The 26,185-nt window shown below is 37.4% G+C and carries 20 protein-coding genes; 13 read left to right on the top strand and 7 right to left on the bottom strand.

The genetic code is table 11. The features are described 5' to 3' along the window. Positions 1 to 8: 8 nt before the first annotated feature. From D1953_RS03160 to D1953_RS03150, 3 genes are all read right to left on the bottom strand, one after another. Entirely contained in the window at positions 9 to 1,757 is a 1,749-nt protein-coding gene (locus D1953_RS03160) for a SulP family inorganic anion transporter (protein ID WP_119115717.1), read from the bottom strand. Between the two features lie 30 nt (positions 1,758 to 1,787). Continuing rightward, positions 1,788 to 2,132, bottom strand: coding sequence for an ArsR/SmtB family transcription factor (locus D1953_RS03155; RefSeq protein ID WP_119115716.1), 345 nt, complete (start codon positions 2,130 to 2,132; stop codon positions 1,788 to 1,790). A 192-nt stretch (positions 2,133 to 2,324) separates the two neighbouring features. Next, complete coding sequence (locus tag D1953_RS03150) at positions 2,325 to 3,395, bottom strand: acyltransferase family protein (protein WP_119115715.1); 1,071 nt, start codon at positions 3,393 to 3,395, stop codon at positions 2,325 to 2,327. A gap of 712 nt (positions 3,396 to 4,107) precedes the next feature. On the opposite strand from D1953_RS03150, the gene D1953_RS03145 reads away from it, so the two are divergent. From D1953_RS03145 to D1953_RS03100, 10 genes are all read left to right on the top strand, one after another. Further along, entirely contained in the window at positions 4,108 to 5,850 is a 1,743-nt protein-coding gene (locus D1953_RS03145) for an ABC transporter ATP-binding protein (RefSeq protein ID WP_119115714.1), read from the top strand. Between the two features lies 1 nt (position 5,851). After that, positions 5,852 to 7,609 carry an ABC transporter ATP-binding protein gene (locus tag D1953_RS03140; protein WP_245979877.1) on the top strand — a complete coding sequence of 586 codons (1,758 nt, stop codon included), beginning with the start codon at positions 5,852 to 5,854 and terminating at the stop codon, positions 7,607 to 7,609. Positions 7,610 to 7,844: 235 nt separating this feature from the next. Beyond that, positions 7,845 to 9,896 carry a carbon starvation CstA family protein gene (locus D1953_RS03135; RefSeq protein WP_119115712.1) on the top strand — a complete coding sequence of 684 codons (2,052 nt, stop codon included), beginning with the start codon at positions 7,845 to 7,847 and terminating at the stop codon, positions 9,894 to 9,896. 14 nt (positions 9,897 to 9,910) lie between these two features. Further along, the gene (locus D1953_RS03130; protein WP_119115711.1) at positions 9,911 to 10,114 is read left to right on the top strand and encodes a YbdD/YjiX family protein; all 204 of its coding nucleotides are present in this window, start codon (positions 9,911 to 9,913) and stop codon (positions 10,112 to 10,114) included. A 293-nt stretch (positions 10,115 to 10,407) separates the two neighbouring features. After that, positions 10,408 to 11,622: an ammonium transporter gene (locus D1953_RS03125; RefSeq protein WP_119115710.1), complete on the top strand. Its 1,215-nt coding sequence runs from the start codon at positions 10,408 to 10,410 to the stop codon at positions 11,620 to 11,622. A 14-nt stretch (positions 11,623 to 11,636) separates the two neighbouring features. Next, the gene (locus D1953_RS03120; protein ID WP_119115709.1) at positions 11,637 to 11,999 is read left to right on the top strand and encodes a P-II family nitrogen regulator; all 363 of its coding nucleotides are present in this window, start codon (positions 11,637 to 11,639) and stop codon (positions 11,997 to 11,999) included. 27 nt (positions 12,000 to 12,026) lie between these two features. Then, positions 12,027 to 12,209: a hypothetical protein gene (locus tag D1953_RS03115; RefSeq protein ID WP_119115708.1), complete on the top strand. Its 183-nt coding sequence runs from the start codon at positions 12,027 to 12,029 to the stop codon at positions 12,207 to 12,209. A gap of 269 nt (positions 12,210 to 12,478) precedes the next feature. Then, complete coding sequence (locus tag D1953_RS03110; RefSeq protein ID WP_119115707.1) at positions 12,479 to 13,132, top strand: LytTR family DNA-binding domain-containing protein; 654 nt, start codon at positions 12,479 to 12,481, stop codon at positions 13,130 to 13,132. A gap of 143 nt (positions 13,133 to 13,275) precedes the next feature. Beyond that, on the top strand, positions 13,276 to 14,802 hold the full coding sequence (gene scpC / locus D1953_RS03105) for a succinyl-CoA:acetate CoA-transferase ScpC (RefSeq protein ID WP_119115706.1): 1,527 nt from the start codon (positions 13,276 to 13,278) through the stop codon (positions 14,800 to 14,802). Positions 14,803 to 15,086: 284 nt separating this feature from the next. Further along, on the top strand, positions 15,087 to 16,190 hold the full coding sequence (locus tag D1953_RS03100) for an AI-2E family transporter (RefSeq protein WP_119115705.1): 1,104 nt from the start codon (positions 15,087 to 15,089) through the stop codon (positions 16,188 to 16,190). A gap of 164 nt (positions 16,191 to 16,354) precedes the next feature. Here D1953_RS03100 and D1953_RS03095 read toward each other — a convergent pair whose 3' ends face one another. Further along, positions 16,355 to 17,188: a TetR/AcrR family transcriptional regulator gene (locus tag D1953_RS03095; RefSeq protein WP_119115704.1), complete on the bottom strand. Its 834-nt coding sequence runs from the start codon at positions 17,186 to 17,188 to the stop codon at positions 16,355 to 16,357. 98 nt (positions 17,189 to 17,286) lie between these two features. On the opposite strand from D1953_RS03095, the gene D1953_RS03090 reads away from it, so the two are divergent. The 3 genes from D1953_RS03090 (at position 17,287) to D1953_RS03080 (ending at position 22,156) form a co-directional block, all read left to right on the top strand. Beyond that, positions 17,287 to 20,370, top strand: a complete 3,084-nt coding sequence (locus D1953_RS03090) for an efflux RND transporter permease subunit (protein WP_119115703.1) — start codon at positions 17,287 to 17,289, stop codon at positions 20,368 to 20,370. A gap of 178 nt (positions 20,371 to 20,548) precedes the next feature. Beyond that, positions 20,549 to 21,133: a TetR/AcrR family transcriptional regulator gene (locus D1953_RS03085; RefSeq protein WP_119115702.1), complete on the top strand. Its 585-nt coding sequence runs from the start codon at positions 20,549 to 20,551 to the stop codon at positions 21,131 to 21,133. An 81-nt stretch (positions 21,134 to 21,214) separates the two neighbouring features. Further along, positions 21,215 to 22,156, top strand: coding sequence for an NAD-dependent epimerase/dehydratase family protein (locus D1953_RS03080; protein ID WP_119115701.1), 942 nt, complete (start codon positions 21,215 to 21,217; stop codon positions 22,154 to 22,156). A 39-nt stretch (positions 22,157 to 22,195) separates the two neighbouring features. On the opposite strand, the gene D1953_RS03075 is transcribed toward D1953_RS03080, so the two are convergent. From D1953_RS03075 to D1953_RS03065, 3 genes are all read right to left on the bottom strand, one after another. Next, positions 22,196 to 23,614 (bottom strand): NAD-dependent succinate-semialdehyde dehydrogenase, encoded by a 1,419-nt coding sequence (locus tag D1953_RS03075; protein ID WP_119115700.1) that lies wholly within the window; start codon positions 23,612 to 23,614, stop codon positions 22,196 to 22,198. Between the two features lie 153 nt (positions 23,615 to 23,767). Further along, positions 23,768 to 25,060, bottom strand: a complete 1,293-nt coding sequence (locus D1953_RS03070) for a dicarboxylate/amino acid:cation symporter (protein WP_119115699.1) — start codon at positions 25,058 to 25,060, stop codon at positions 23,768 to 23,770. 144 nt (positions 25,061 to 25,204) lie between these two features. Further along, complete coding sequence (locus D1953_RS03065; protein ID WP_119115698.1) at positions 25,205 to 26,116, bottom strand: ketopantoate reductase family protein; 912 nt, start codon at positions 26,114 to 26,116, stop codon at positions 25,205 to 25,207. Positions 26,117 to 26,185: the final 69 nt, after the last annotated feature.

The raw sequence follows: 26,185 nt of genomic DNA, 5'->3' as shown, positions 1-26,185 counted from the left end.
CCTTCTCTTTAATTATATGTTTTATTGTTTAAACATGAAGGTTGAGAAAGCTGTTTGCATTCTCGGAATGCGAAATGACGGCAGCCTATGCATTGGTTCGTGTTTAATCGAGTTAGTGCATAGTCAATAGCTTCTCCGGTATGTTTAAAGAAATGCTCTTCTCCAATTTCCTCTAGTAATTTATTTTTTTGTAACGTTTCTTTTAACGGTGATGTAGCTCCTGACACTAGTACAGTTCCTCCATAATTATGAATCTCTTTTACTATGTTTCGGAAAGTAGCTTCTCCAGTTGTATCCATAAACGGTACTTTACTAAGCCGTAAAATTAACACTCGTGGTTTCCTTTGCAGTGTATCCAGTATGTTTTTTTCAAACGTTTGCGCTGCTCCAAAAAAGAGAGGTCCTTCAATCGTATAAATGCTCACTTGCGGACAATCATGCTGATCATTTACAACATGAGGCAACACTTTATTTTGTTTATTACGATGATCAGGCAGTACTTTTTCTGTTACAAGCTGCTTGCTCATTTGTTTGACAAATAATAGGATGGCTAAAATAAGCCCTACTTCAACAGCTACAGTTAAGCTTGTAAATACAGTTAATAGAAAAGTTAAAAGCAGAACAAGAGAATCTCCGGTTTTCTGTTTAAGTAAGTGAGCGAAATGCTTTCGTTCACTCATGTTCCAAGCGACAATCATTAAAACAGGAGCCATGCTTGCCAAAGGAATCGCAGAAGCATAAGGAGCGAGCAATAACAAAGTGAATAAAACAAAGATGCCATGAATGATACCAGACATCGGAGAGACGGCACCGCTTTTAATATTCGTAGCTGTTCGAGCAATGGCTCCGGTAGCCGGAATACCCCCGAAAAAGGGCGTGACAATATTGGCAACTCCTTGCCCGATTAGTTCACGATTACTATTATGCTTACTGTTTGTCATTGTCATGCCATCAGCGACAACAGCTGACAGTAGAGATTCAATAGCTCCTAAGGCAGCAATGACAAAAGCGGGACCAAGCAATCGTTCAATTCTTTCCCATGTTATATTGAGCATTTCAACTTGTGGAAGTGCATTAGGAATGCCTCCGTAAACGGTTCCAATCGTCGGAACTTGTTCAGCAAAGAAGATAGATGCAACGATACTTGAAACAATTAATCCGGCTAAAGAGTTCGGTACTTTTGGGAGAAAATGGGCTGTTCCTAGAATCACAGCTAGACAGATGAGTGCTGTTATAACGCTATAAATATTTATAGTATCTACATGAAAGATAATTTCTTTCATATTTGCAATAAACCGCTCATGCTTTTCAATGCCTGTTAGTCCTAAAAAGTTGGCGATTTGCCCAGTGAAAATAATCACTGCAATTCCTGCAGTAAAACCAATTGTAACGGGGAGCGGGATATATTTAATTAATGTACCGAGCTTAAGAATACCCATGAGACATAGCATGATCCCCGCTAATAATCCAGCTAATAGCAAGTCTGCATAACCATAGGTAAGAACAATGCCTAATAAAATAGGAACAAAAGCTCCGGTTGGTCCACCAATTTGATATTTGGAACCACCGAGTAGAGAAATGAGAATCCCAGCAATAATAGTTGTATAAATTCCATACTCTGGATTCACTCCAGAAGCAATGGCAAAAGCCATAGCGAGTGGAATAGCAATAACGCCAACAGTTATACCTGAGAGGATATCTTTTTGAAAATCGCGGGATGAATACCCTTGAAATCTCCCTGTAAATTTAGTTCTCACAGTATGCCCCTTCTTTTCTGTTCAATAGTTTTATTGTTCACTCTTTTCTGTCTCATCCAGTTCGTCTTCTAATATTGAAATGGTATCAATTAAATGATTATTATAAATTTCTTTAGCGATAGCGAGTAAGTCAGCAATTTTTGGATCACGAAGCGAATAAATGACTTTTTTTCCATCCTTCGTACCTACAACAATATTTTTTGCTCGAAGAATACTTAACTGTTGTGAAACCGCTGAGCCTTCGCTTCCCAAACTACTTTGAATTTCATTAACACTTTTATCTCCTTCCGTTAATAATTCAAGGATTTGAATGCGTAACGGATGTGCTAACGCTTTAAAAAATTCTGTTTTAAATTGCTGCATAGGATTCTCCATTTCTTTATGAATATAAAATTAATATATTCAAATATTTGAATATGTTGATTTTACTACATCTTGTAAATAACATCAATAAATTATAAATTTTTACATATTGACTTTAGTGTAAAAAACCCCTATAAGTAAACGATAATATGATGATTCATATTCCGTTTGCTTATAGGGGTTTGTTTGGTATCTAAATTAAACTTACGCACTTTTTTGTATAGGCGGTTCCTGCTCAAGTTTACGCTTATTAGATAGCCATTTGAAAGGAAGGGCACAATAATCGACTATTTTCCCTTCGATTAATGGTTTTGTCAGCACAGTGACAGGTTTAGAGCTTAGTATGAGCACAAGTAAAATTGCATACATCGGCAGCTGTAAATAATGCCAGATTGTTGTAAACTCTTCTGGATTGATGACGTATACGTATAGTGTTCGAACGATTGCTCCGTGAAGAATATAAATATAGGCTGTTTTTCGTCCTAAGCTTGTAAAGAATGTCTTTTTGGTTGGTACAAAGGATAAAAACGCAAAGCCAACTAAAAGTGAAAATGAATAAAACATGGCCCGTTTTAAGCCGATATACCATTCTTCATGCCCATTTGCAATATAGGAACGGTTTGCCCCTAACCAAGATTGAACTTCGGCTGGTGAAATTTGAGATACAATAAACCAAACTACTGCAATAAAAACAATACCTATTAATTTAGAAGACTTCTTTTTCACGATTTCAAAATGTTCTTTCCTCAAATAAAACCCTAGCATAAAGAAAGGAAAGTACGTAAAGGTTCTCTGGATATTAAAGTAATGTCCAGCACTTTCGATATATCCAATTCCAATTCCAAAAATAAAAGCGAAAAGGAGTGGGTGCTTTAAATTAGAGAAAATAAATAAAAGCATTTTCCACATAAATAAACTGAATATAAACCATAAAGTGAATTGCGGCTGGAAGAAGTCAAAAGTGAATATACTTTTGTCATATAATAAGTAATAGTAATAGGCAAAAATTACTTGAAATAGTAAATAAGGTACAAGGAGTGCTTTGGTGGTTTTTTCAATGTAACCAGGTCGATTAAAGCCCTTGGATAAAAAACCTGTAATAACGATGAGGGCAGGCATTCTAAGTAAAGAAAGAAAGTTATTTAATTCGAAGATAAACCAATGATGGTGTTTTACTTGCACGATAAAGTGACCAAATACAACTAGAAATACGAGAATAAATCTAGCGTTATCAAAAAACGGGTCACGTTCCTTGACAATACTAATAGTTAACATCCCCTTAATTTTTATAGATTTACAATCTTGGATTGTAGTAGTAATTTCAAACAACAAAAAAAGACTTGGAAAAGTCTTAAGTGAAAATACGGAGCCAGCGTTATTTTGAAGTTATTTGAATATAATTATAAGCTTATTCCTAATATATTTCAATGGGACTACTAGTAAAAAAAGGTGGTAATTTCCTACCTTTTTGATAGGGGGAATAATTTGAATATAGGATTTTTCTCCTAAACGATTGTTTAAATAGTGATAAAAAACGCCTCTAGCAAAAAAGCTGGAGGCGTTGTTATGTGAAAAAATAGTCCCCGACTACCCGATCGTTGATTGTGGTAAATGAAAATAACTGAATAAAGAGGGGGCAATATTCTAGTGACTTGTATTTACACAAAGCATCAATCATTTCTATGGGTACAGAGAAAGTCGGGGTGACATTGTATCTTTGTACAATGTCTAAAAGGTGTACGATTTTAAGGATCATACGTACTTATCGAAATTCAGAAAATAATAATGAAAATCATTATCAATTAGAATTTTATCTCGTTTTTCTTTTTTTGTCAACAGATGTGTTGGAAAATTTTTTTATAAAATAGAAGAGCAGCTAAATCGTGTTAAAATTTTAATGCAAATTGTATAATTGGAACAATTAACAAAAGGTTTTGAGGTTTTTGGAAAATAAAATACATAATGGATGTGCAAAAAGGGTGAATCGATGATAAAACTATTTAAATATTTGAAACCGTATCAACTATTCATCGGGCTTGCTCTGTTTTTTCTATTAGTTGAACTTGGAGTAGAGCTCGTACAGCCGTTGTTAATGGCGAAAATTATTGATGAAGGAATTATGCAGAAAGATTTATCGGTCGTTGTTTTTTGGGGCTCTATCATGATGGGGATGGCGCTGTTTTCTTTTCTCGGAGGAATTGTTAATTCTTTTGCTGCTTCACATGTTGCTCAAAGTTTTGGTTACGATGTTCGAAAACGGTTGTTTGAAAAAGTGCAGGCCTTTTCATTTTCTAATTTGAATAAATTCGCTGCCTCTTCGTTAATTACGAGGTTAACGAATGATGTAACAATGATTCAAAGTACGGTATTTATGGGCCTTCGCATTATGCTGCGTGCACCGCAAATGGTCATCGGCGGGGTTGTAATGGCGCTTTTCGTCCATGTTCAGTTAGCACTTATTTTAGTCATTATGATTCCCGTTCTTGTGTTCTTTTTAGTATGGATGATGAAGCGAGCGATGCGTTTATTTAAAGGTGTACAGGAGAGATTAGATCAAGTAAATGGTGTCATACGTGAGAATTTGATGGGAACGAGGGTCATTAAAGTGTTCTTACGAAAAGATCATGAGGTGAAGCGTTTTGCTGCAGCAAGTGATGAATTAAAAGAGAAAACAACTGCCTCTCTACGATTCATTGAAACGACGATGCCGGTATTAATGCTCATCATGAATGGCGGAATTCTCTTTATTATTTGGCTGGGCAGTGAGTATATTTCGACTGGCGATATTCAAGTCGGAGAGGTAGTTGCTATTGTCAATTATGCAATGAGAATTACAACTTCTCTCTCTATTTTATCCTGGTTAATGACGGTAGTTGCACGAGCGAAGGCATCGGCAGACCGTGTGAATGACATAGTAGATACAGAAATCGATCTTCTTGATGCGAAGGAAACGGGTCATATAGGAGGGGAATATGAAGGAAAGATACAATTTGATTCGGTCTCTTTTCGTTACCCAGGAAGTGAAGCGCTTGTATTAAAAAATCTTTCATTTACTGCTGAAGCGAGGGAAACGGTAGCGATTATGGGGGCGACAGGAGCTGGGAAAACCTCATTGTTTCAATTGATTCCTCGGCTTTTTGATATTGAGTCCGGGTACATTTATTTGGATGATGAAGAGCTTACACATATACCGCTCCATACGCTTCGAAAGCAAATTGGTTATGTGCCGCAAGAGGCTGTCCTTTTTTCAGGATCCATCCGAGACAATATTGCGTGGGGCAAGGAAGAAGCTTCTATTGAAGAAATTATGTTGGCAGCCAAACATGCGCAAATTCATGAAACCATTATGCAATTACCTAAGCAGTATGAAACAACTTTAGGTCAGAAAGGCATCAACCTTTCTGGTGGACAAAAACAGCGTCTTTCAATTGCTCGTGCCCTTGTTCGCAATCCTAAAATTCTCTTGTTAGATGATAGTACAAGTGCTCTGGATTTAAAAACAGAGGGAAAGTTGCTTCATGCATTAAAAAAAGGGTATAGCTGTACGACGCTTATTATTACTCAAAAGATTAGCACAGCGATGGAAGCGGATAAAATCTTATTGTTAGACGAAGGGGAGCTGGTTGCTATAGGAACGCATGCGCAATTAGCTGAGACAAATGCTCTTTATCAAAAAATTATCCAATCGCAGTTCGGAAAGGAGGGATTGCGATTTGAGGCCAAAAGCTAAGATGAAAAAGCCGGAAAATTGGTTTCCGACAGTAAAGCGTATTTGGGGTTATTTGCGTGAAAGGGAAAAAGGCATTGTATTTGTCTTACTTATGGTTATTGTGAGCTCTATGCTCGGTTTATTAGGACCTTATCTCGTAGGAGTTGCAATTGATGAATATATTGTAACGAAAGATGAAAGCGGACTTTTGCTTTTATTGTGCAGCTTGCTTGGTGTTTATGTATTCTATTCTCTTTCAACGTGGCTGCAAAATTATTGGATGATTGGGATAGCTCAACATACAGTTTACCGGATGCGAAGTGATTTGTTTTATCAATTTCAATTACTGCCGATTTCTTTTTTTGATAAACGAAAGCATGGCGAACTGATGAGTCGTGTTACGAATGATATGGAAAATGTTAGTTCTACGTTAAATAGCTCCGTTATTCAAATTTTTTCTAGTGTGTTGACGCTGGTTGGAACGATTGGAGTAATGCTATGGTTAAGTCCATTATTAACATTGCTAACATTGACGATTGTGCCGCTTATGTTCTATGGCATGAAGTGGATTACCAATCGAACAGGGAAGCTGTTTAAAGAGCAGCAGAGCAGTATTGGTGAATTAAATGGATTTATTGAGGAAACCATTTCTGGACAGCGAATTGTCAAAACGTTTTCTCAAGAAGAGAAGGTTATTGGAGAATTCTTAGAAAGAAGCGAAAGATACAAACGTTCTTCGTTCTGGGCACAATCTTACTCGGGGTTAATTCCTAAGTTGATGAACTTGCTGAATAATCTTAGCTTTACGATTATTGCAGCAATTGGTGGATATCTGGCGTTAAAGGGTGTTGTTTCAATTGGGGTTATTGTAATTTTCACGGAATACTCTAGACAGTTTACTCGTCCATTGAACGAATTAGCCAACCAGTTTAATACATTGCTATCGGCGATTGCAGGTGCTGAGCGAGTATTTGAAGTGTTAGATGAACGAGAAGAGGCACAGGATGAGAAGGAAGCTAGTGTCCTCCGACATGTGACAGGGAAAGTAGAGTTTGAACAAGTCTCATTTTCCTATGAAAAAGAAGGACATAATACGATTAAAGATGTAAGTTTTCATGCTAATCCAGGGGAAACAATTGCACTTGTTGGACCGACAGGAGCGGGAAAAACGACGATTATTAATTTACTATCTCGTTTTTATGAGGTGCAAAATGGACGTATTATGGTAGATGGACAGGATATTAGTAATGTAACAAGAGCTAGTTTGCGCTCTCATATGGGCTTTGTTCTGCAAGATTCGTTCTTATTTCAAGGAACGATTCGTGAAAATATTAGATTTGGACGTTTAGAAGCAAGTGACGCAGAGGTCGTTGAGGCTGCTAAACTAGCTAACGCACACTCTTTTATTATGAAGTTGCCCGACCAATATGACACAGTGCTGCAACAGGATGATAGTGGAATTAGCCAAGGACAGCGGCAGTTGTTATCGATTGCACGAGCGATTCTAGCAAATCCAACGATTTTAATTTTAGATGAAGCAACAAGTAACATCGATACCATAACAGAAGTGAAGATTCAGGAAGCGCTGGAACACTTGATGGAAGGAAGAACGAGCTTTGTCATTGCTCATCGCTTAAACACTATTCAACAAGCTGATCAAATTCTTGTATTAGAAAAAGGGCGTATTATTGAAAAAGGCTCGCATAGAGAATTGTTAGAAGTAAAAGGATTTTATTATGAGTTGTATCATAGTCAATTAAAAGGAGATAAGATTGGTTAACTTTTACATGCTATTCAGGGAACAGGCTGAATAGCATGTTTTTTTATGAACAAATCCAATTTGTTGCATATAAAAGAAAGCGGTTACTTATAATTCAGAATAGAAAGATAATTGTGTGATGGATTCTTGTATGTTACATGGCTAATCATCAAAGGAGGTGGGCGGATGGTTCACGCGACCTTTCTTTCTTAAGCATCTAATTTTTTTTAAAATGATGAAGAGGGGTTGAAGGAGAATGAAAGCGCTTAAATCGTTGATTATTTGGGGAATTGTATCGGCTATAGGAGCGTGGAGTTTTGCAGCAATCGCCTTAAATCGGGGGGAAAGTATTAATGCTATTTGGCTTATAATAGCAGCCCTTAGTGTATATGCAGTTGCCTATCGTTTTTATAGTAAGTTTATTGCTAGAAAAGTGTTTGGATTAGATGATAATAGGAAAACGCCTGCAGAAATCCATAATGATGGGAAAGATTATGTACCTACGAATAAATGGGTGCTATTCGGCCATCACTTTGCTGCTATTGCTGGTGCAGGTCCGCTTGTCGGCCCCGTTTTGGCAGCACAAATGGGGTATTTACCTGGAACAATTTGGATTATTGTTGGGGTTGTTTTAGCGGGAGCTGTACAGGATTTTATTATTCTATTCGGATCGATGCGTCGTAATGGTAAGTCGCTTGGAGAGATGATTAAAGAGGACATGGGGCCAATTACGGGTTTAATCGCAATGGTAGGCATTCTAGGCATTATGATTATTTTATTAGCGGTCCTTGCCCTCGTAGTAGTAAAAGCTTTAATTGGTAGTCCATGGGGGATGTTCACGATTGCAGCAACGATTCCGATTGCGATCTTTATGGGAATCTATATGCGTTATATTCGGCCGGGACGAGTCGGAGAAGGTTCAATTATCGGTATTATTCTATTAATACTCGCTTTATATTTTGGTCAATACGTGTCAGAAAGTGAAACGCTAGCGCCATTATTCACATTTAGTGGTGAAACGATTGCAATCATGATGATTATATACGGATTTGTAGCATCTGTTCTTCCGGTTTGGCTGCTGCTTGCTCCGCGTGATTATTTAAGTACATTTTTAAAAATTGGGACGATTATCGGTTTAGCATTAGGGATTTTATTTGTATTACCGGTGCTTGAAATGCCAGCTGTAACTCAGTTTATCGATGGTACGGGTCCTGTATTCTCCGGTAACTTGTTCCCGTTCTTATTTATTACAATCGCTTGTGGAGCCGTATCGGGTTTTCACTCTCTTATTGCTTCTGGAACAACACCGAAAATGATTGAACGTGAATCGCATGCTCGTCCAATTGGTTATGGTGCGATGTTAACGGAGTCGTTTGTTGCAATTATGGCCATCATTGCAGCTTGTGTAATAACGCCAGGTATCTACTTTTCTCTGAATAGTCCAGCTGCCGTCATTGGAACGGATGCAGTGTCAGCGGCAACGACCATTTCTGAATGGGGGTTTGTCATTACCCCGGATGATATTACGACGCTTGCCGATGATGTAGGGGAAGAAACAATTCTATCGCGTACGGGCGGGGCACCGACGTTTGCGATTGGAATGGCCTACATTTTTTCAGAAATCATTGGCGGGAAGGCTTTGATGGCTTTTTGGTATCATTTTGCAATCCTCTTTGAAGCCTTGTTTATTTTGACCACGGTAGATGCGGGGACGAGAGTGGGCCGCTTTATGATTCAAGATATTATCGGAACGGTTTATAAGCCGTTTAAGAAAACAGAAAAGTGGCTTCCAAACGTAATAGCGACCTTCTTATGTGTATCTTTGTGGGGATATTTCCTCTATCAAGGGGTTATCGATCCTCTTGGAGGGATTAATACTCTTTGGCCGTTATTTGGGATTGCCAATCAAATGCTGGCTGCCATCGCTCTCTTACTGGGGACAACAGTATTATTTAAAATAGGAAAGAAAGCGTATACATGGGTTACGCTTGTACCGACAACTTTCTTACTAGTGATTACGATGACAGCCGGTTGGCAAAAGTTATTTCATGAAAATCCTGCAATCGGTTTCTTAGCACATGCGAATAAATTTAAAGACGCTTACGATAATGGGGAAGTACTTGCACCAGCAAAAGATTTGGCTCAAATGAAGCAAGTTATTATTAATGATTATGTCGATGCAGCATTATGTGCAATTTTTATGATCGTGGTAATTACAGTTTTGATTTCGGCGATTAGATTATGGATTAAGGTATTAAAGAATCAAAAAATTGATTCACATGAAACGCCTTACGTCTCACGAACATAAGTGGGGGAATGAGAATGGTAAAGAAAATAGTCAATATGTTACGTTATCGTAAGCAGTTTATTAGTTTGCTTGTCGGCGTTCCGAGTTATGAAACATATGTGGAACATATGAAAGAACATCATCCGCACGAACCGATTAAAAGTCGTAAAGTATTTTTCTGTGAAGTACAAGAAGAACGATATAACGCAAAGGGTGGTAAAGTATCTCGTTGTTGTTAATGAAAGTATAATGAAGGATCCTCCGTTGTGAGGATTCTTTTTTTGTCTATTTTTGGCTTTGAGATAGGCCTGATATTCTTTGAAATATATTTTCGTGTATGATCATGCGAAATTTAGCAGTGGAGGAATCTATGTGGCATGGCATTATAGATAGCTTAATATAATGCATGTAACAAAAAATAGCATTTGCGAAAAAAAATTTTAAAAAATATATTGAATTTTTAGAAAATTAATCATATGATGTGTAATATAACATAACGTGTAAGAAATACTAACATGTAAAGGGGGGGATTATGCAATTAGCAGATTCGGTATTTATGTTTGTTGCTACAATGTTAGTTTGGTTAATGACTCCAGGAATTGCCTTATTCTATGGAGGGATGGTACGAAGTAAAAATGTGTTAAGTACAGCAATGCATAGTTATATGCCAATGGCTGTTATTTCCCTTCTTTGGGTAGTTATTGGGTACTCGCTTGCATTTTCTCCAGGAAATACTTTCATCGGTGGACTAGATTGGGTTGGGTTAAAAGGGGTAGGTTTTGAACCAGGACCGTATAGCGACACAATTCCTCACAGTTTATTTATGTTATTCCAAATGACCTTCGCAGTTTTAACCGTTTCAATTATCGCTGGCGGCATTGCTGAGCGTATGAAATTTTCAGCCTTCTTAATTTTCTCAATTTTATGGTCATTGTTTGTATACGCTCCGGTTGCACACTGGGTATGGGGCGGCGGATGGTTACACGCAATTGGTACAATCGATTTTGCTGGCGGCAATGTTGTACACATTTCATCTGGTGTAGCTGATTTAGTATTAGCAATTATGTTAGGGAAACGTAAAGAATCCGCAAACAGTTCTCCGCATAATCTTCCATTAACATTTCTTGGTGCATCACTCATTTGGTTTGGTTGGTACGGATTTAATGTAGGAAGTGCTCTTACACTTGATGAAGTAGCTATGAATGTATTTGTAAATACAGTGGTTGCGGCAGCAGCTGGGATTATTGGCTGGTTAGTTGTCGAAAACATGATTAACAAAAAGCCAACGATGCTTGGAGCAGTATCAGGAGCTCTTGCAGGTCTTGTAGCAATCACACCAGCTTGTGGATTTGTCACTCCTTCAGCCTCTATTATTATTGGCCTTATTGGTGGAGCATTATGCTTCTGGGCTATCTTCTCATTAAAATCAAAATTAGGCTATGATGATGCCTTGGACGCTTTTGGATTACATGGAATTGGTGGAACATGGGGCGGTGTTGCAACAGGATTATTTGCAACAACTTCTGTAAACGCCGGTGGAGCAGATGGTTTATTCTATGGTGATGCCAGCTTATTATGGAAAAGCTTAGTTGCTATTATCGCTACTTATATATTCGTTGCAGTTGTCACATTCATTATTGCGAAAATTACTAGTATGTTTGTACCGCTTCGTGTGAATGAGGAAGATGAGTCGGTTGGTCTTGATATTTCTTTGCATGGTGAAAAAGCGTACCATGAATCAATTTAAAGGAAGGTGATTATATGAGTGAAATATTAACGAAAATTGATATTATTACCCGTCCGATTAATTTCGAAAAGTTTAAAGCAGAGCTTGCGAAAATTGGGGTAAGCGGGATTACCGTATCGGATGTGAAGGGCACAAGTCTTCAAAAAGGCTACATTGAAACATACCGTGGAGTCAATCGAGAAAATTCATTACACGATCGAATTAAAATTGAAATTGTCGTTTGTGAAGTTCCTGTTCAAGATGTGGTGGATGTGACAAGGAAGTTTTTAAGTACGGGAAAACCAGGGGATGGGAAAATATTCATTTATGAATTAGCGAATGTAGTAAAAATTAGCACAGGTGCAGAAGGTTATGATGCACTTAAAGATGAGAAGTAAACATCTTTTGAAAAAGGAGCGGTCATAATGGGAAAGTTAGTTCGTATTGTTATGGCGAAGAAACAGAAGATTATTAATACGCTTATAGCAGAGAAGGTGTATGAACCTACGGACCGTTCCTTTCTATTAGACTTACCACTAAAGGATTTAGAAGATCTTTTATTCATTCAAAGGGAATCGATGATTGATCAAGAAAATGATCAGACGTAAAAGGAGCCGTTCTTCTTCCTCTTTAGATGGAAGGACGGTTTTCTTGTTTTACCCATAGAAATTTCTTTGCATTCCGACTATAATGAGTGAAGAAATAATTATTGCGCATTTTTTTCTGGTTTTTTCACGTTTTTCGCTTTTTTAGTGCCATTTTTTGTTTGGTGAATAGAAAAGACGATGGTGTTAATCAAATTTTAGATATAAAACAAAAAAGAACCTTTTAAATAGACTAAACGAGAAACAAAAGAGTAGGTTGGTGGGATAAAAAAATGGATCGATTTTCAATTCAATCTGTATTAAATATTGTAAATGATTTTGTACCAATGGAGAATGCATCAATTGCTGTGTCTGATGAGAAGCAATTTATTTATTATCAGCCGAGTAAACAAATTGACTTAAAGATTCAACCAGGGGACATAATAAATACCGACACTATAACGTACAAAGCGTTAAGTGATCAAAAAAAGGTTTCTGAGCACGTTGATAATAATAGCTTTGGTATTCCGTATTTCGGAGTTGCTGTGCCGATTATGGACGGAGATAAACCAAAGGGAGTCGTTACAACTATTCTGCCTTCCAAGCCGCTTTTACTTTCTACATCATTCTTAACCGTGAAAACGAATGATCGTTGGATGCCTATTCCGAATGATGAAATTATGTATTTGGAAGCACAAAATCGAAAAACACGTATTCAGTCGAGTCGTGTCAATGGCTTTCATAAACTGAATTTAAGTGAGCTTGAACTTGTGTTACCAACGGATAACTTCATTAGAGTGCATCGTTCTTATATTGTGAATATCCACTTTATTGAGGAAATCTTGCCAGATTTCCATTCGACTTTTTTACTTGTGATGAAGGATAAGTCGAAAATTCAAGTGAGTCAAACATATGCAAGTCAATTTAGGCGAGCATTAGGTTTTTGAATTATTGGCTTTTTTCCTTCTTTATGCCTTAAAAATTCTGGTTTAATTTATTTTTAAGGCCTTTCATTCCAAAATGAATGTGACTCTAACGTTAGATTGTTAAAATGAACAAGTATAGAAAAGCGGAAATGGGGGACTTTTGTATGAACGAAAGCGTTTTCAAGAAAATTCGCAATAAGCAATTTCAAGATAAAATTGTAACTGCCAAGGAAGCTGCTTCATGGATTGAAGATGGTATGGTACTTGGTATGAGTGGATTCACTCGTGCTGGTGATGCTAAAGTTGTTCCAATGGCACTTGTTGAAAGAGCAAAAACTGAACAATTTAAAGTAGATGTATATACTGGTGCTTCATTAGGGCCGGAAGTTGATAAATTTATGGCAGAAGCTGGAGTTATCCGTAAGCGCGGACCGTTCCAAGGAGATGCTGGGATTCGTGGCAAAATTAATAAGGGCGAAGTTACTTATGTTGACGCACATTTATCTCATAATGCTGAATTAGTTCGTCAAGGAATTATGGGACCAATCGATTATGCAATTATCGAAGCTGCTGCAATTACTGAAGATGGTATGTTAATTCCAACAACATCTGTAGGTAACTCACCAATCTTCGTTCAAGAAGCGAAAAACATTATCATTGAGTTGAACATTACTCATCCTGATTCACTAGAAGGTATTCATGATATCTATGTACCTGCTCCACAAGGTGAGCGTGAACCAATTCCGATGACGAAAGCTTCAGATCGTATCGGAACAATTGGTATTCCGTTAGATCCAGCGAAAGTTAAAGGTATTGTAATTTCTGAAGAGCCAGATGCTCCTTCATTAATCGTTCCTCCGGATGAGGAAACACAAACAATGGCCAACCTTTTATTAGATTTCTTCCGCGAAGAAATTAAAGCAGGTCGCTTAACAAATAAATTAGCTCCACTTCAATCAGGTGTAGGTTCTGTAGCAAATGCAGTATTAGATGGCTTTGCTAATTCTGAATTCGAAGATCTTGAAGTGTCTTCAGAAGTACTTCAAGATGCTGTATTCAACTTAATCGATGCAGGTAAAGTTAAATTCGCAGCTGCTACTTCAATTACACTTACTGAAGAGTTACAGAAGAAAGTATATGGCAACTTAGAAGCTTATGCTGATAAAATTTGCTTACGTCCACAAGAAATTTCTAACCACCCAGAAATTATCCGTCGACTCGGCTTAATTTCAATCAATACAGCGTTAGAGCTTGATATCTATGGAAATGTTAACTCTACACACGTTTCAGGTACAAGAATGATGAACGGTATTGGTGGATCTGGAGATTTCGCTCGTAACGCTCGTTTAGGTATCTTCGTAACAAAATCATATGCAAAAGGTGGAAACATCTCAAGTATCGTTCCTATGGTTTCACACGTAGACCATACTGAGCATGATGTGGATGTAATCGTAACTGAACAAGGTATCGCTGACTTACGTGGACTAGCTCCAAAAGAACGCGTTGAATTGATCATTAACAACTGTGCACACCCAGATTATCGTGAGCAGCTTTGGGCTTACTACAACGAAGCTGTTGAGAAAACTGGTGGACACCAAACTCCACACGTTCTTGAAAAAGCATTATCTTGGCACGTTAACCTTGCTAAGAACGGTACAATGAAAGAAGTTTCTCTTCAAGAGCAAAAATAATAAATAAACAATTCGCTATGGCATTTGCTGTAGCGAATTTTTTTTGGACAAGCCAAGTATACATTATGAATTAATAGATAGTATAAACAAATTATGTAGATTTATACAAAGAATGAGAATTTGTTAACATGTTATAAGGTCATTCAATAAGGCTAATATGGAAAAATAATAATAAAAAATGTTGTCCGTTGAGAAAGTGTGTTACACTGCAATCAGTAATAGAAAAAGAAATGATATGTTTCTCCATCTTATTGAATTGAGAAAAATGTGGAGGAGGGGAACTGGTGTTTAAATCAAAACTGCATTTTTGGACCTTTGAGCTGTTGATGATTGCTGTGCTTATTTTTGTAAGTACAAAAATTTCATTTCTATTCGAACCAATTGGTATTTTCATCACAACTTTGTTTTTTCCTATTCTAATTGCAGGGTTTCTATTTTTTCTCTTTAACCCGATTGTGACATTTTTAACGAGAGGGAAAGTACCGAAAGGATTGGCGATTCTCCTCATTTATGTCGTCTCCCTTAGTTTGATTGGTCTGTTAATTGGTTTATTGGGTCCATCTTTATCAAAACAGGTTACAGAACTGATTAATGATATTCCAGGTTATTTCAATGAGGCTAGGAATTTCATTGAGGATATGTCTGAAACAATGTGGTTTAAGTGGACGATGGAGCAGGATTATGTTTCATTAGAGGAGGTTGGAAACACACTTCAAAACTATTTAACGACATTGCCGAGTAATATAACGAATAGTCTTTCATCCATTTTTAGCGTAGCAACGAACATCACATTAGTCATCGTGACAGTTCCATTTATTTTATTTTATATGTTAAAGGATGGGCATAAATTTTCGCGTGCATTATTACGCTTTGTACCGAAAGGATATCGAAAGTCTGGATTAGTCATCTTAAGAGAGACAATGGAAACATTGGCAACATACATACAAGGTCAACTGCTAGTCTGTTTCTTTGTTGGCGTTGGAACGTTTATTGGGTATTTAATTATTGATTTGCCATACGCGATTTTGTTTGCTTTACTATGTGCCATTACAAATATTATCCCGTATGTGGGTCCATTTTTAGGCGGCGCACCAGCTTTTGTTATAGCGTTAATTCATTCTCCGACACAAGCGGTCTTGGTAATTGTCGTTATTACAATTGTACAGCAACTTGATGGAAATTTAATTTCACCACTTGTGATTGGGAAGAAGCTGAACACACATCCATTAACAATCATTATTCTTTTACTTGTTGCTGGCAATCTGGCTGGGGTTTTAGGGATGATTTTGGCTGTTCCGACATATTCGGTCGTCAAAACTATCGTTTTAAATATCGTGAAGTTTATAAAATTGCGTAAAAAAGAGCAAAATGAAGAAATATTAGAGTGAATAAAAGCGAGTTCTTAGGAGCTCGCTTTTATTTTTTTATCTGAAAGGCGTGTGAAACCGTAGTCTCACACGTATGGGACAAAAATTGTATAGATCAACAATATTCATTAACAAAGTTATCTGCAAATAAACAGAATATAATAAAAAACGTTCGAACATGTTCTTTATAATTGATAATATTCACGAATTAAATATGAAATCCACTTGCACTGTGGGTTGTTTTTAATGTTCTCCAACAAGCCCTTTGTAATAGCTAGGCTTGTATTTGTTTTGAATAGATTATCTTTTAGAATTTGCAGCGATTCTTGCTCAATTGGATTTTCGATATCATCGATTTTTTGTTCAATTAGTGCAGCAATATGTTCTGTTGTTACCTGTTCATGTATAGGTTCCTTAATAATACGTATAATATCTCCTGAAATAAAAGGGATTGTTGAATGTTCAGCTAGTAAAGCTGTTTTTTCGACGAGTGATTTAGTTAATGAATCGATATCTAACGGTAAATTAAAGCGCAGATATAAGGCTGAGTAAATTTGTATAAACCCTTTAATGCAAATTAATAAATCGTATTTCGTTTCCTCAATCTGTTCACCGTATAATTGATCTAATATATACAGTATGCTTTCATTGATATGACTGTCATAGTAATCATGTTTAGAGATTAGTTCCTCATTAAAGGTTTGTGTTTGTTCTTTAAGAAACATTTTCGCGAAAGCTGAATGTTTACTGAAAGAACGGAATGTTGTGAAGTAGAATACATAAAGAAGTTCTTCCTCGTTTGAACAACTTCTGACTGATTGGTCAATATCAGCTGTGATTTGCATCATAAAGTAATCGATTAATGCTAGAATTAACTCATCTTTTGATTTGAATGAAAGGTAAAAAGCTCCTTTTGAGATACCACAGCGCTCCGTAATTTGCTGGACAGAAGTTGCTTCGAAGCCTTGCTCTGAAAATAGCTCCAATGCTTTATCCATTATTAATTGTTTTTTGACCATCTATTAAAATCGCTCCTACATAATTTATTGACAATTGACCGATTAGTCATTAGTATAAGTAATTGAATTGAACAAGTCAATTAAAGGCAGGTGCAAAGGTGAAAAGTTTAGTTAATTTTGTCTTGAAAAATAAACTAGCGGTTTGGTTACTGACAATTATCATCACTGTCTCAGGAATTTATTCCGGTACACGAATGAAAATGGAGACGATACCAGATATCTCAATTCCATATTTAATGGTAACAGCAGTGTATCCGGGTGCGACTCCTGAAAAAGTAATGGATGATGTGTCTATACCATTAGAGAAAACACTTGAAAGCTTAGAAGGAGTAAAAGCTATTTACTCAAATTCATATTCTAACATGGCAAGTTTGCAGGTAGAGTATGATTATGAAAAAGATATGGATGAAGCAAAGCGTGAAATCCAAGCTGTGCTTGATACAGTGTCACTGCCTGAAAGTGTCGAAGAACCATCAATTTCTAAGATTAGTATGAATATGATGCCTGTTGTTGCATTAAGTGTAAGCAGCACGGAAGAAGATATCGTTGGATTAACAAAGACAGTTGAAGAAAGTTTGTTACCAAAGATTGAGAAAATTGAGGGTGTTGCTTCTGCGACGGTTACCGGTCAACATATTGAGGAAGTTGAATTAACATACGATGAAGACAAAATGGCTTCTTTAGGTGTGACAGAAGAAGACGTTGAAAAGATGATTCAAGCAAGTGATATGGCCGTATCGCTAGGTCTATTTGAGTTTGAAGAATCAGAACAAGCCGTTTCCATTGATGGGAAGTTCATGACAGCAAATGAGTTAAAGAAAATGTTAATTCCGGTAACACCATCAGCTGCAAATCCATCACCAGTTGTAGAGCTTGGTGACATTGCAAAAATTAAAGTAGTTGGGAAAGTAGAGTCTGTATCTCGTACGAATGGTGAAGAAGCCATTGCGATTCAAATCGTAAAAGCACAAGATGCAAACACTGTAACAGTTGTTAATGAAGTAAAAGAGTTAATGAAAGAAGAAGAGAAGAGCATTGATGGACTTGTTGTTGATATAACACTTGACCAAGGTGCTCCAATCGAGGAATCTGTTACAACAATGATTGAAAAAGCAGTATTTGGTGGTTTAATTGCTGTTTTAATCATTTTGCTATTCTTACGTGACTTTAAATCAACCATTATTTCGATTGTCTCCATTCCAGTTTCAATTTTCATGGCATTATTACTATTAAACTGGATGGACATTACATTAAATATTATGACGCTCGGTGCGATTACGGTCGCGATTGGTCGTGTTATTGATGACTCGATTGTAGTAGTAGAAAACATTTATCGTCGTTTGCATTTAAGAGAAGAGAAGCTTTCAGGACGTGCGTTAGTTCGTGAAGCAACGATTGAAATGTTTAAACCGATCTTATCGTCTACATTAGTAACGGTTGCAGTATTTGCACCACTCATCTTTGTAGGTGGTATGGTTGGAGAGTTATTCACGCCATTCGCATTGACAATGACGTTTGCGCTTGGAGCATCATTAATTGTCGCGATTACGATTGTTCCAGCTCTTTCACACTTCTTATTTAAGAAAAAATTATATAGTGAGAAAGCAGAAGGACATCATAAAGAACCAGGGAAACTTTCAAAATCGTATAAAGGGATTCTTGAATGGACGTTAAATCATAAAATTGTTACTTCTGTAGTTGCTATAGTGATGTTAGTAGGAAGTTTAATGTTAACACCACTTATTGGCTTTAGCTTCTTAGGTAGTGAAGAAGAGAAAGTGATGTATTTAACATACACACCAAAAGCTGGTGAACTTGAAGAAGATACTTTAGCCAATATGGCAGCCGTGGAAGAAAAAATGCTTAAGCGTGATGAAATTGATATTGTTCAAGTTTCTATTACAGATAGTACGGATTCAACAGCGGCCATGATGGGGGGAGGAACTGGCGGTGGATTAATGTATTTAATCTTTGATCCAGACACAGAAAACTTCGCTGATGTAAAAGCAGAAATTGAAGACTATGTATTTAATATTGGTCAAACAGGTGAATGGAAGAGTCAAAACTTCACAGCAAGTTCTGTTTCGAGCAATGAAATTAGCTACACATTCTACAGTGAAGATTTAGATGATTTAAATGAAGCTGTTGGAATGGTAGAAAAAGTATTAGCAAAGAATGACGGCTTAAAAGATGTTTCATCTAGTGCAGAAGAAAGCTATAAAGAATTCACATTCAAAGTAGAACAAGATGAACTATTACAATATGGTTTAACAACAGGTCAAATTGTGCAGATGTTAAGTCCGCATACGGAACAAAATGTATTAACAACAGTTGAAAAAGACGGAAACACGTTAGACGTCATTGTACAACAAGAAGCTAAAACAGCACCTAAATCCATTGATGACATGCTTGAAAAAGAAGTGCCAACCGCTTCAGGAAAAACAGTAGAGCTTTCAGAAATCGTAAAAGTAGAAGAAGGGTTCGCTTTAAATACGCTTTCTCGTAGTAAGGGTGAATACTATGCGACAGTATCTGGTACGATTTTAGGCGATGATATTTCAAAAGTATCGGCTGAAGTGGATAAAGAGATTGATAAATTAGACTTACCAAATGGGGTTGAACTAGGTGTTGCTGGTGTAACAGCTGACATTAATGAGACATTCACACAACTAGGTCTTGCAATGATTGCAGCGATTGCAATTGTATACTTTATCTTAGTTGTCACATTCGGTGAAGGTTTAGCGCCATTTGTGATTCTTTTCTCATTACCATTTGCAGTAATCGGTTCATTTGTAGGCTTATTAGTTGCAGGTGAAACAATCTCTGTATCAGTAATGATGGGTCTACTCATGTTAATTGGTATCGTTGTAACAAACGCAATCGTACTTGTAGATCGAATCATTCATATGGAACGTGAGGGTATGTCGATGCGTGCGGCTATCCTTGAAGCAGGAGCAACACGTCTACGTCCAATCTTAATGACAGCCATTGCAACAATCGGCGCATTAATCCCACTAGCAATTGGCTCTGGTGGCAGCGGTTTAATTTCAAAAGGATTAGGTATTACAGTAATTGGCGGTTTAGCAAGTTCTACGTTGCTGACGTTAATTATCGTACCGATTGTATATGAAGTATTATCTAAACTATTTAAGAAGAACCGTAAAGAAATAGAAGAAAACTAATCGTAAAAGCTTGGTTTACAACATAAAGCGCGTGTCGGATGGTCATTCCGGTACGCGCTTTTATAGTGTTTCTTCATTTATAAAGAAATAGGCTGAATTTTATTATTCCTTTTATTTACAAATATGGAGTGGAAGCATATAATAGTTATTAACCAGTGGTCAATAAAAGGAGTAAAAGATGTCACCTAGAAAATCTGTTGAACAAGAATTAACAAGAGATATGATTATTGATACTGCAAGAACTTTATTTGCGCAATCGGGCTATCAGCATGTATCTATGAGAAAAATCGCGCAGGCATTAGAATATTCTCATGGTGCGCTTTATTATCATTTTCAAAATAAAGCAGAACTATTTTATGCAATTGTCGCTAAGGATTTCTCTTTATTAAATCATTTATTAATCGAAATTATGAATGAAGAGCTGACGAACACGGAGAAAGTAAAGAAAATCTTGTTACGATTTATTCAATTTGGTTTAGATTATCCGAATCATTATGAACTGATGTTTTTAACAAGAAACCGTGATATCCAGCAGCATTTACAAATGGCTCCAGTGGAAAGCTATGAGCAATTTGCACAAACTTTGTCAACATTATGTGGCTCACGAGTAACCGCTCAAGCAATTTGGTCTGTTTTTTTAGCGGTTCATGGCTTTGTCAGCGTTCATTGTCGTAACGAGCAAACATATGAGGAAGTGGAAGGGGTAGCAAAGACTCATATCAGATTTATGCTAAAAGGTCTTGGTATAGAAGAAGAGGGATAATTGCTGAAAAAATCGCCTAAGGGCGAATTTTTTCAGCAATTAATTGACCGATGGTTAATTAATAAAAGGGAGTGAATTCACTTGAAAAAAGCACTTGTATTGGGCGCGACGGGAAGTATAGGAAGTGCAGTGGTTTATGAATTAGTGAATAGAGGAGTCGAAGTAACTGCCTTTGCCCGAAGTGGGGATCAGTTAAATAAGCTATTCGGAAATCAGCCAGTGAAGATAACAATCGGCGATGTATTTCAACAAGATGATGTAGAGAAGGCTGCAGAAGGTGTAGATGTTGTATTCCATGCTATTAATATCCCTTATCCAGAATGGCAAGAAAAGCAGCCGATATTACTAACTAATATTTTAGAGGCGGTAAAGAGAACAGGAACGAAGCTTGTGATGATAGATAATATTTATGCATATGGAAGGAGTTATGGCGTTCCTGTTACAGAGGAAGTAAAGAAAAAACCACATACGAAAAAAGGGAAGATTCGTTTACAGTTAGAGCAGATGGCGAAACAGTCACGTGTACCACTTCTGATTACGCATCTTCCAGATTTTTATGGACCGAACGCTGGAAGTACATTGCTTAATTATACATTTCAAGCAATGATTCAGAATAAAAAAGCGAGGTATATAGGCAATCAAATGTTAGCCAGAGAATTTATTTATACACCAGATGGAGCAAAAGCAATTGTTGAATTAGCGTTTCAAAATCGCTTTGATGGGGAGAGCTGGAATATCCCGGGGGCAGGGACAATTACAGGAACAGACATTATTAAGATTGCTAAGCAGGTTACAGGGTATAACAAAAAGGTCTCCACTGTCAGTAAAAATATGATTCGATTCATAGGGGTATTTGATTCTTTTATGAGAGAGTATGTAGAAATGTATTATTTAAACGAAGAGCCTGTCGTGTTAAATGGTGATAAATATGAACGAGAAATTGGTCCTGCACCAAGAACGCCATATGAAGAAGGAATTAAGCAAACGTTATTAAGCATAAAAAATAACAGCCTAACTAGTTAATAGGCTGTTATTTCAGATATAAGCTGAATGTTCTTGTATTTATAATCCGAGTGAAATATATTTTGTTTCTAAAAACTCTTCAATACCTTGGTGTCCGCCTTCGCGGCCTAGTCCACTTTGTTTAAACCCGCCGAATGGGGCTTGAGGAGTGGACGGTAGACCATCATTTAAACCAACAATACCGAATTCCAGCGCTTCAACAACACGGATGCCGCGGCTAATGTTTTCAGTAAATACGTAGGCTGCTAACCCATAGATGGAGCTGTTCGCCCGTTCAATGACTTCTTCTTCCGTTTTAAAGGAAGTGATCGGTGCAAGCGGACCAAATGTTTCTTCTGTCATACAGAGCATACTGTCATCGGTGTTTGAAAGAACAGTCGGTTCTAAAAATAGACCATTCACTACTTTTCCGCCTGTTTCAAGCTTAGCGCCACGACGAACAGCATCCTCAATATGAGCTAATACTTTATCAACTGCGTGCTGGTCGATGAGTGGACCAATATCGACCCCTTGTTCAAGACCATTTCCTACCTTTAACTCTTTTACTTTAGCAACAAATGTTTCGATGAACTGATTGTAAATCGATTCATGTACGTATATTCGGTTCGAGCAGACGCATGTTTGACCAGCGTTCCGGAATTTAGAGCTAATTACACCATTCACAGCTTTTTCTAAATCTGCATCTTCTAAGACGATAGAAGGGGCGTGTCCACCCAGTTCCAAGGAAATTTTTTTAACGGTTTCGGCAGAGCCCTTCATTAATGTTTTTCCTACTTCGGTAGACCCAGTAAACGTCAATTTGCGAACGCGAGGGTCTTGAAGCCATGTGTCGCCAATTTCGGATGACTTGCCAGTGACAAGGTTGATGACTCCTTTCGGAATCCCAGCTTGCTCTGCAAGTTCGACAATTTTTAGAGCGGTAATAGGTGTTAGGTTGGCTGGTTTGATGACAACTGTACAGCCAACGACGAGTGCTGGTGCCACTTTACGTGTAATCATAGCTGCTGGGAAATTCCATGGCGTGATGACAGCAACTACACCTACAGGCTGCTTGGAGACGAATAGGCGTTTATTCGATTGTGTCGCTGGAATCATTTCTCCATATACGCGTTTTCCTTCTTCTGCAAACCAAGAGAGAAAGCCGTTTGCATAGGTCATTTCGCCGATAGCCTCTTTTAATGGTTTCCCTTGTTCCTCTGTCATAATCTTTGCAATTTCTTCTTTATTAGTATCAATTAAGTGATACCATTTCCAGATCAAATCAGCACGTTCATAGACTGAGAGAGCAGACCAGCTTTTAAGTGCTTCATAAGCCGCATCGGTAGCTTTTTTAGCTTCATTGGCCCCGCCGATAGGTATAGTAGCAATGACTTCATTCGTCGCGGGGTTTGTTACATCCGTGCGTTCGAGTCCAAAATCAGACCATTCTCCATTGATGTATAAATCATATTGCTTCATATGAAAAACCTCCCTTTATATATGGTTATGTATAGTAAAACATGCTAGTTATTATCTATTATATATATAATGAAGAATCTATTAAACAAAGAAGGCTTATCAGAACAAATAAACAGCTGCCCCTTAAAAAGGGCAGCTGTTTTGAGATGATATTTAGGCAGCTGTGTCTGCCTTTACGTTTGTTGCTTTGTTAGCATCAAATTCTTTTTCTGATTTAGAGATAACAACTGTTGCAACACCGTTACCGATTAAGTTTGTAACCGCACGTGCTTCTGACATGAAGCGGTCTACACCTAATAGAAGAGCTATACCTTCAACAGGAATCATTGGGAATGCGGCTAATGTAGCGGCAAGTGTGATGAAACCAGAACCTGTAACACCTGCAGCACCTTTAGATGTTAGCATTAAGATCCCAAGTAGAGTGATTTCTTGCCAGATTGTTAAATCAACTCCGTAGGCTTGTGCAATAAAGATAGCAGCCATTGATAGATAGATAGATGTACCATCAAGGTTGAACGAGTATCCAGTAGGTACAACTAATCCAACAACGGATTTTGAACAACCGTAATTTTCAAGCTTATTCATCATACTAGGAAGAGCGGACTCAGATGATGATGTTCCGACTACAAGTAAAATTTCATGTTTGATGTAAGCGATAAATTTGAAAATGTTAAAGCCGAATGCTTTTGCAATAGAACCTAGAACAAAGACGATAAATAGGAACATTGTTAGGTAAACGGCACCCATTAATTGAGCTAATGAACTAAGTGAACCAAGACCGAAATTACCAATTGTGTACGCCATTGCACCAAATGCTGCAAGTGGAGATATTTTCATTACCATACCTACAATGCCGAAGAAAATATCAGCTAATTGTTGGAATAACGTAACAACCGGTTTTCCTTTCTCACCTAGTCCAGCAAGAGAAAGACCGAATAGAATAGCAAATAACAAGATTGGCAGCAATTGACCACCAGCCATTGCGGCAACTGCGTTCTCAGGAATAATACTTGAAATAAAGGCAATTGCTCCATGTTCTGATTCTGCAGCTGCTGTTGTGTATTGAGAAACATCAGCACTAGCGTTGTCTGCAGCGCTCATATTAAATCCTTTACCAGGACCCCACACGTTTACAACGATAATTCCAATAGCAAGAGCAATCGTGGAAACGATTTCAAAATACAATAAAGCTTTTCCGCCGATTCGACCAATCTTTTTCATATCACCCATGCCGCCGATTCCGATTACAACGGTAAAGAAGATGATTGGAGCAATAACCATTTTAATTAATTTAATAAACCAGTCAGCTAATACTTTCAATTCAGTACCAAAAGTCGGGAAGAAGTGTCCAACTGCAATACCGAGAACGATACCAAGTACAACTTGAACTGTTAAATTTTTTAGAATTTTCAAGATGCATTCTCCTTTGTTATATAATAGGTTCATTACAACTGTCTACATTGTAACAGGTGAAGGAGAATGATATTTTTTTTGGTGATATTGTTCTTTTTGGTCTTTTTGTTCTGGATTTAAATGGTTATTTAAGAGGGTATGAAAAAGCTATCCTAATAGAAGGATAGCTTTTGGATGCTACTGTTCAAAAGGTTTAATAAGTCCATAAAGAGTTTCGATAACAGGCAATTGAATCCCAGCTTTATTGGCTAATCGTAAAGCGCCGCCTTGTAAATGTTCGACTTCTAATGTTAAACCCTTTCGACGATCTTGGTGCATCGAGGAAGTAGATTCGTGTGGTAACGTTTGTAAATTAGTGACAGCCTGATTTAATTGCTCTTCACTAATTGAAACGTGATAGGCATTAGCTAGGTTTTTCATCTCAATCAGCGCTTTATGCAATAAGTTGAAAGTGGAAGGAGATTGCCGGATTGTACCAATTGGTAGATTTGCGGCGGTTGTTACGCCTGAAAAAGCTGTAATGAACATATATTTATTCCACATTCTCATCAAGATTTGTTTAGATTGACGAGCATCGATTACAGCTGTGCTCATCACTTGTTCGAGCTCTTCACAAAAACCTGTTTGTGAAGGGTGTAAAGGGCCAAATATTAAGTCGTGATTTTGGCTGGAATGAATCACATGACCTTTCTCGTTTAAGGTTGTGATAATATAAGCGAACCCTCCAAGTACAGCTTCTTCTCCCAATTGCTCTTGAAGAATAGGGATATGCTCTAATCCATTTAAAAGCGGCAGGATTTTAGCTCCACGTTCGACAAGCGTTCGTAAAGCGGGCAGGGTACCTTCTAGATGGTAGCCTTTTACAGACAGAATAACTAAATCGGCATGTTCAATTTGAGTAGCATCTTCAACTAGATTTAGCTGATTAAATAGATAATTCCCATGTGGACTTGTAATATGTAAACCTTCTTCTTCTAATTGGCGAGCGCGAGTTTTACGAACGAGAAATGTAACGTGCTGGCCAGCTTCTTCAAGACGAGCTCCAAAATAGGCTCCAACTGCTCCTGCGCCTACAATAACAATCTTCAAAATAAACACCTCTCCTATTAGTATTATGTAAATCATATCACATATCCAGAAAGAGATAACACAATTTTC

Source organism: Peribacillus asahii, from assembly GCF_003570725.1.
In the GTDB taxonomy this organism is placed as follows: domain Bacteria; phylum Bacillota; class Bacilli; order Bacillales; family DSM-1321; genus Peribacillus; species Peribacillus asahii.
This window is presented reverse-complemented; position numbering and strand designations above follow the sequence as displayed.

Excerpts from the sequence above, each read along its gene's own strand:
- D1953_RS03155 (WP_119115716.1), bottom strand. The coding sequence starts at position 2,132 with ATGGAGAATCCTATGCAGCAATTTAAAACAGAATTTTTTAAAGCGTTA.
- D1953_RS03150 (WP_119115715.1), bottom strand. The coding sequence starts at position 3,395 with ATGTTAACTATTAGTATTGTCAAGGAACGTGACCCGTTTTTTGATAAC.
- D1953_RS03145 (WP_119115714.1), top strand. The coding sequence starts at position 4,108 with ATGATAAAACTATTTAAATATTTGAAACCGTATCAACTATTCATCGGG.
- D1953_RS03140 (WP_245979877.1), top strand. The coding sequence starts at position 5,852 with ATGAAAAAGCCGGAAAATTGGTTTCCGACAGTAAAGCGTATTTGGGGT.
- D1953_RS03135 (WP_119115712.1), top strand. The coding sequence starts at position 7,845 with ATGAAAGCGCTTAAATCGTTGATTATTTGGGGAATTGTATCGGCTATA.
- D1953_RS03130 (WP_119115711.1), top strand. The coding sequence starts at position 9,911 with ATGGTAAAGAAAATAGTCAATATGTTACGTTATCGTAAGCAGTTTATT.
- D1953_RS03125 (WP_119115710.1), top strand. The coding sequence starts at position 10,408 with ATGCAATTAGCAGATTCGGTATTTATGTTTGTTGCTACAATGTTAGTT.
- D1953_RS03120 (WP_119115709.1), top strand. The coding sequence starts at position 11,637 with ATGAGTGAAATATTAACGAAAATTGATATTATTACCCGTCCGATTAAT.
- D1953_RS03115 (WP_119115708.1), top strand. The coding sequence starts at position 12,027 with ATGGGAAAGTTAGTTCGTATTGTTATGGCGAAGAAACAGAAGATTATT.
- D1953_RS03110 (WP_119115707.1), top strand. The coding sequence starts at position 12,479 with ATGGATCGATTTTCAATTCAATCTGTATTAAATATTGTAAATGATTTT.
- scpC (WP_119115706.1), top strand. The coding sequence starts at position 13,276 with ATGAACGAAAGCGTTTTCAAGAAAATTCGCAATAAGCAATTTCAAGAT.
- D1953_RS03095 (WP_119115704.1), bottom strand. The coding sequence starts at position 17,188 with ATGGTCAAAAAACAATTAATAATGGATAAAGCATTGGAGCTATTTTCA.
- D1953_RS03085 (WP_119115702.1), top strand. The coding sequence starts at position 20,549 with ATGTCACCTAGAAAATCTGTTGAACAAGAATTAACAAGAGATATGATT.
- D1953_RS03075 (WP_119115700.1), bottom strand. The coding sequence starts at position 23,614 with ATGAAGCAATATGATTTATACATCAATGGAGAATGGTCTGATTTTGGA.
- D1953_RS03070 (WP_119115699.1), bottom strand. The coding sequence starts at position 25,060 with ATGAACCTATTATATAACAAAGGAGAATGCATCTTGAAAATTCTAAAA.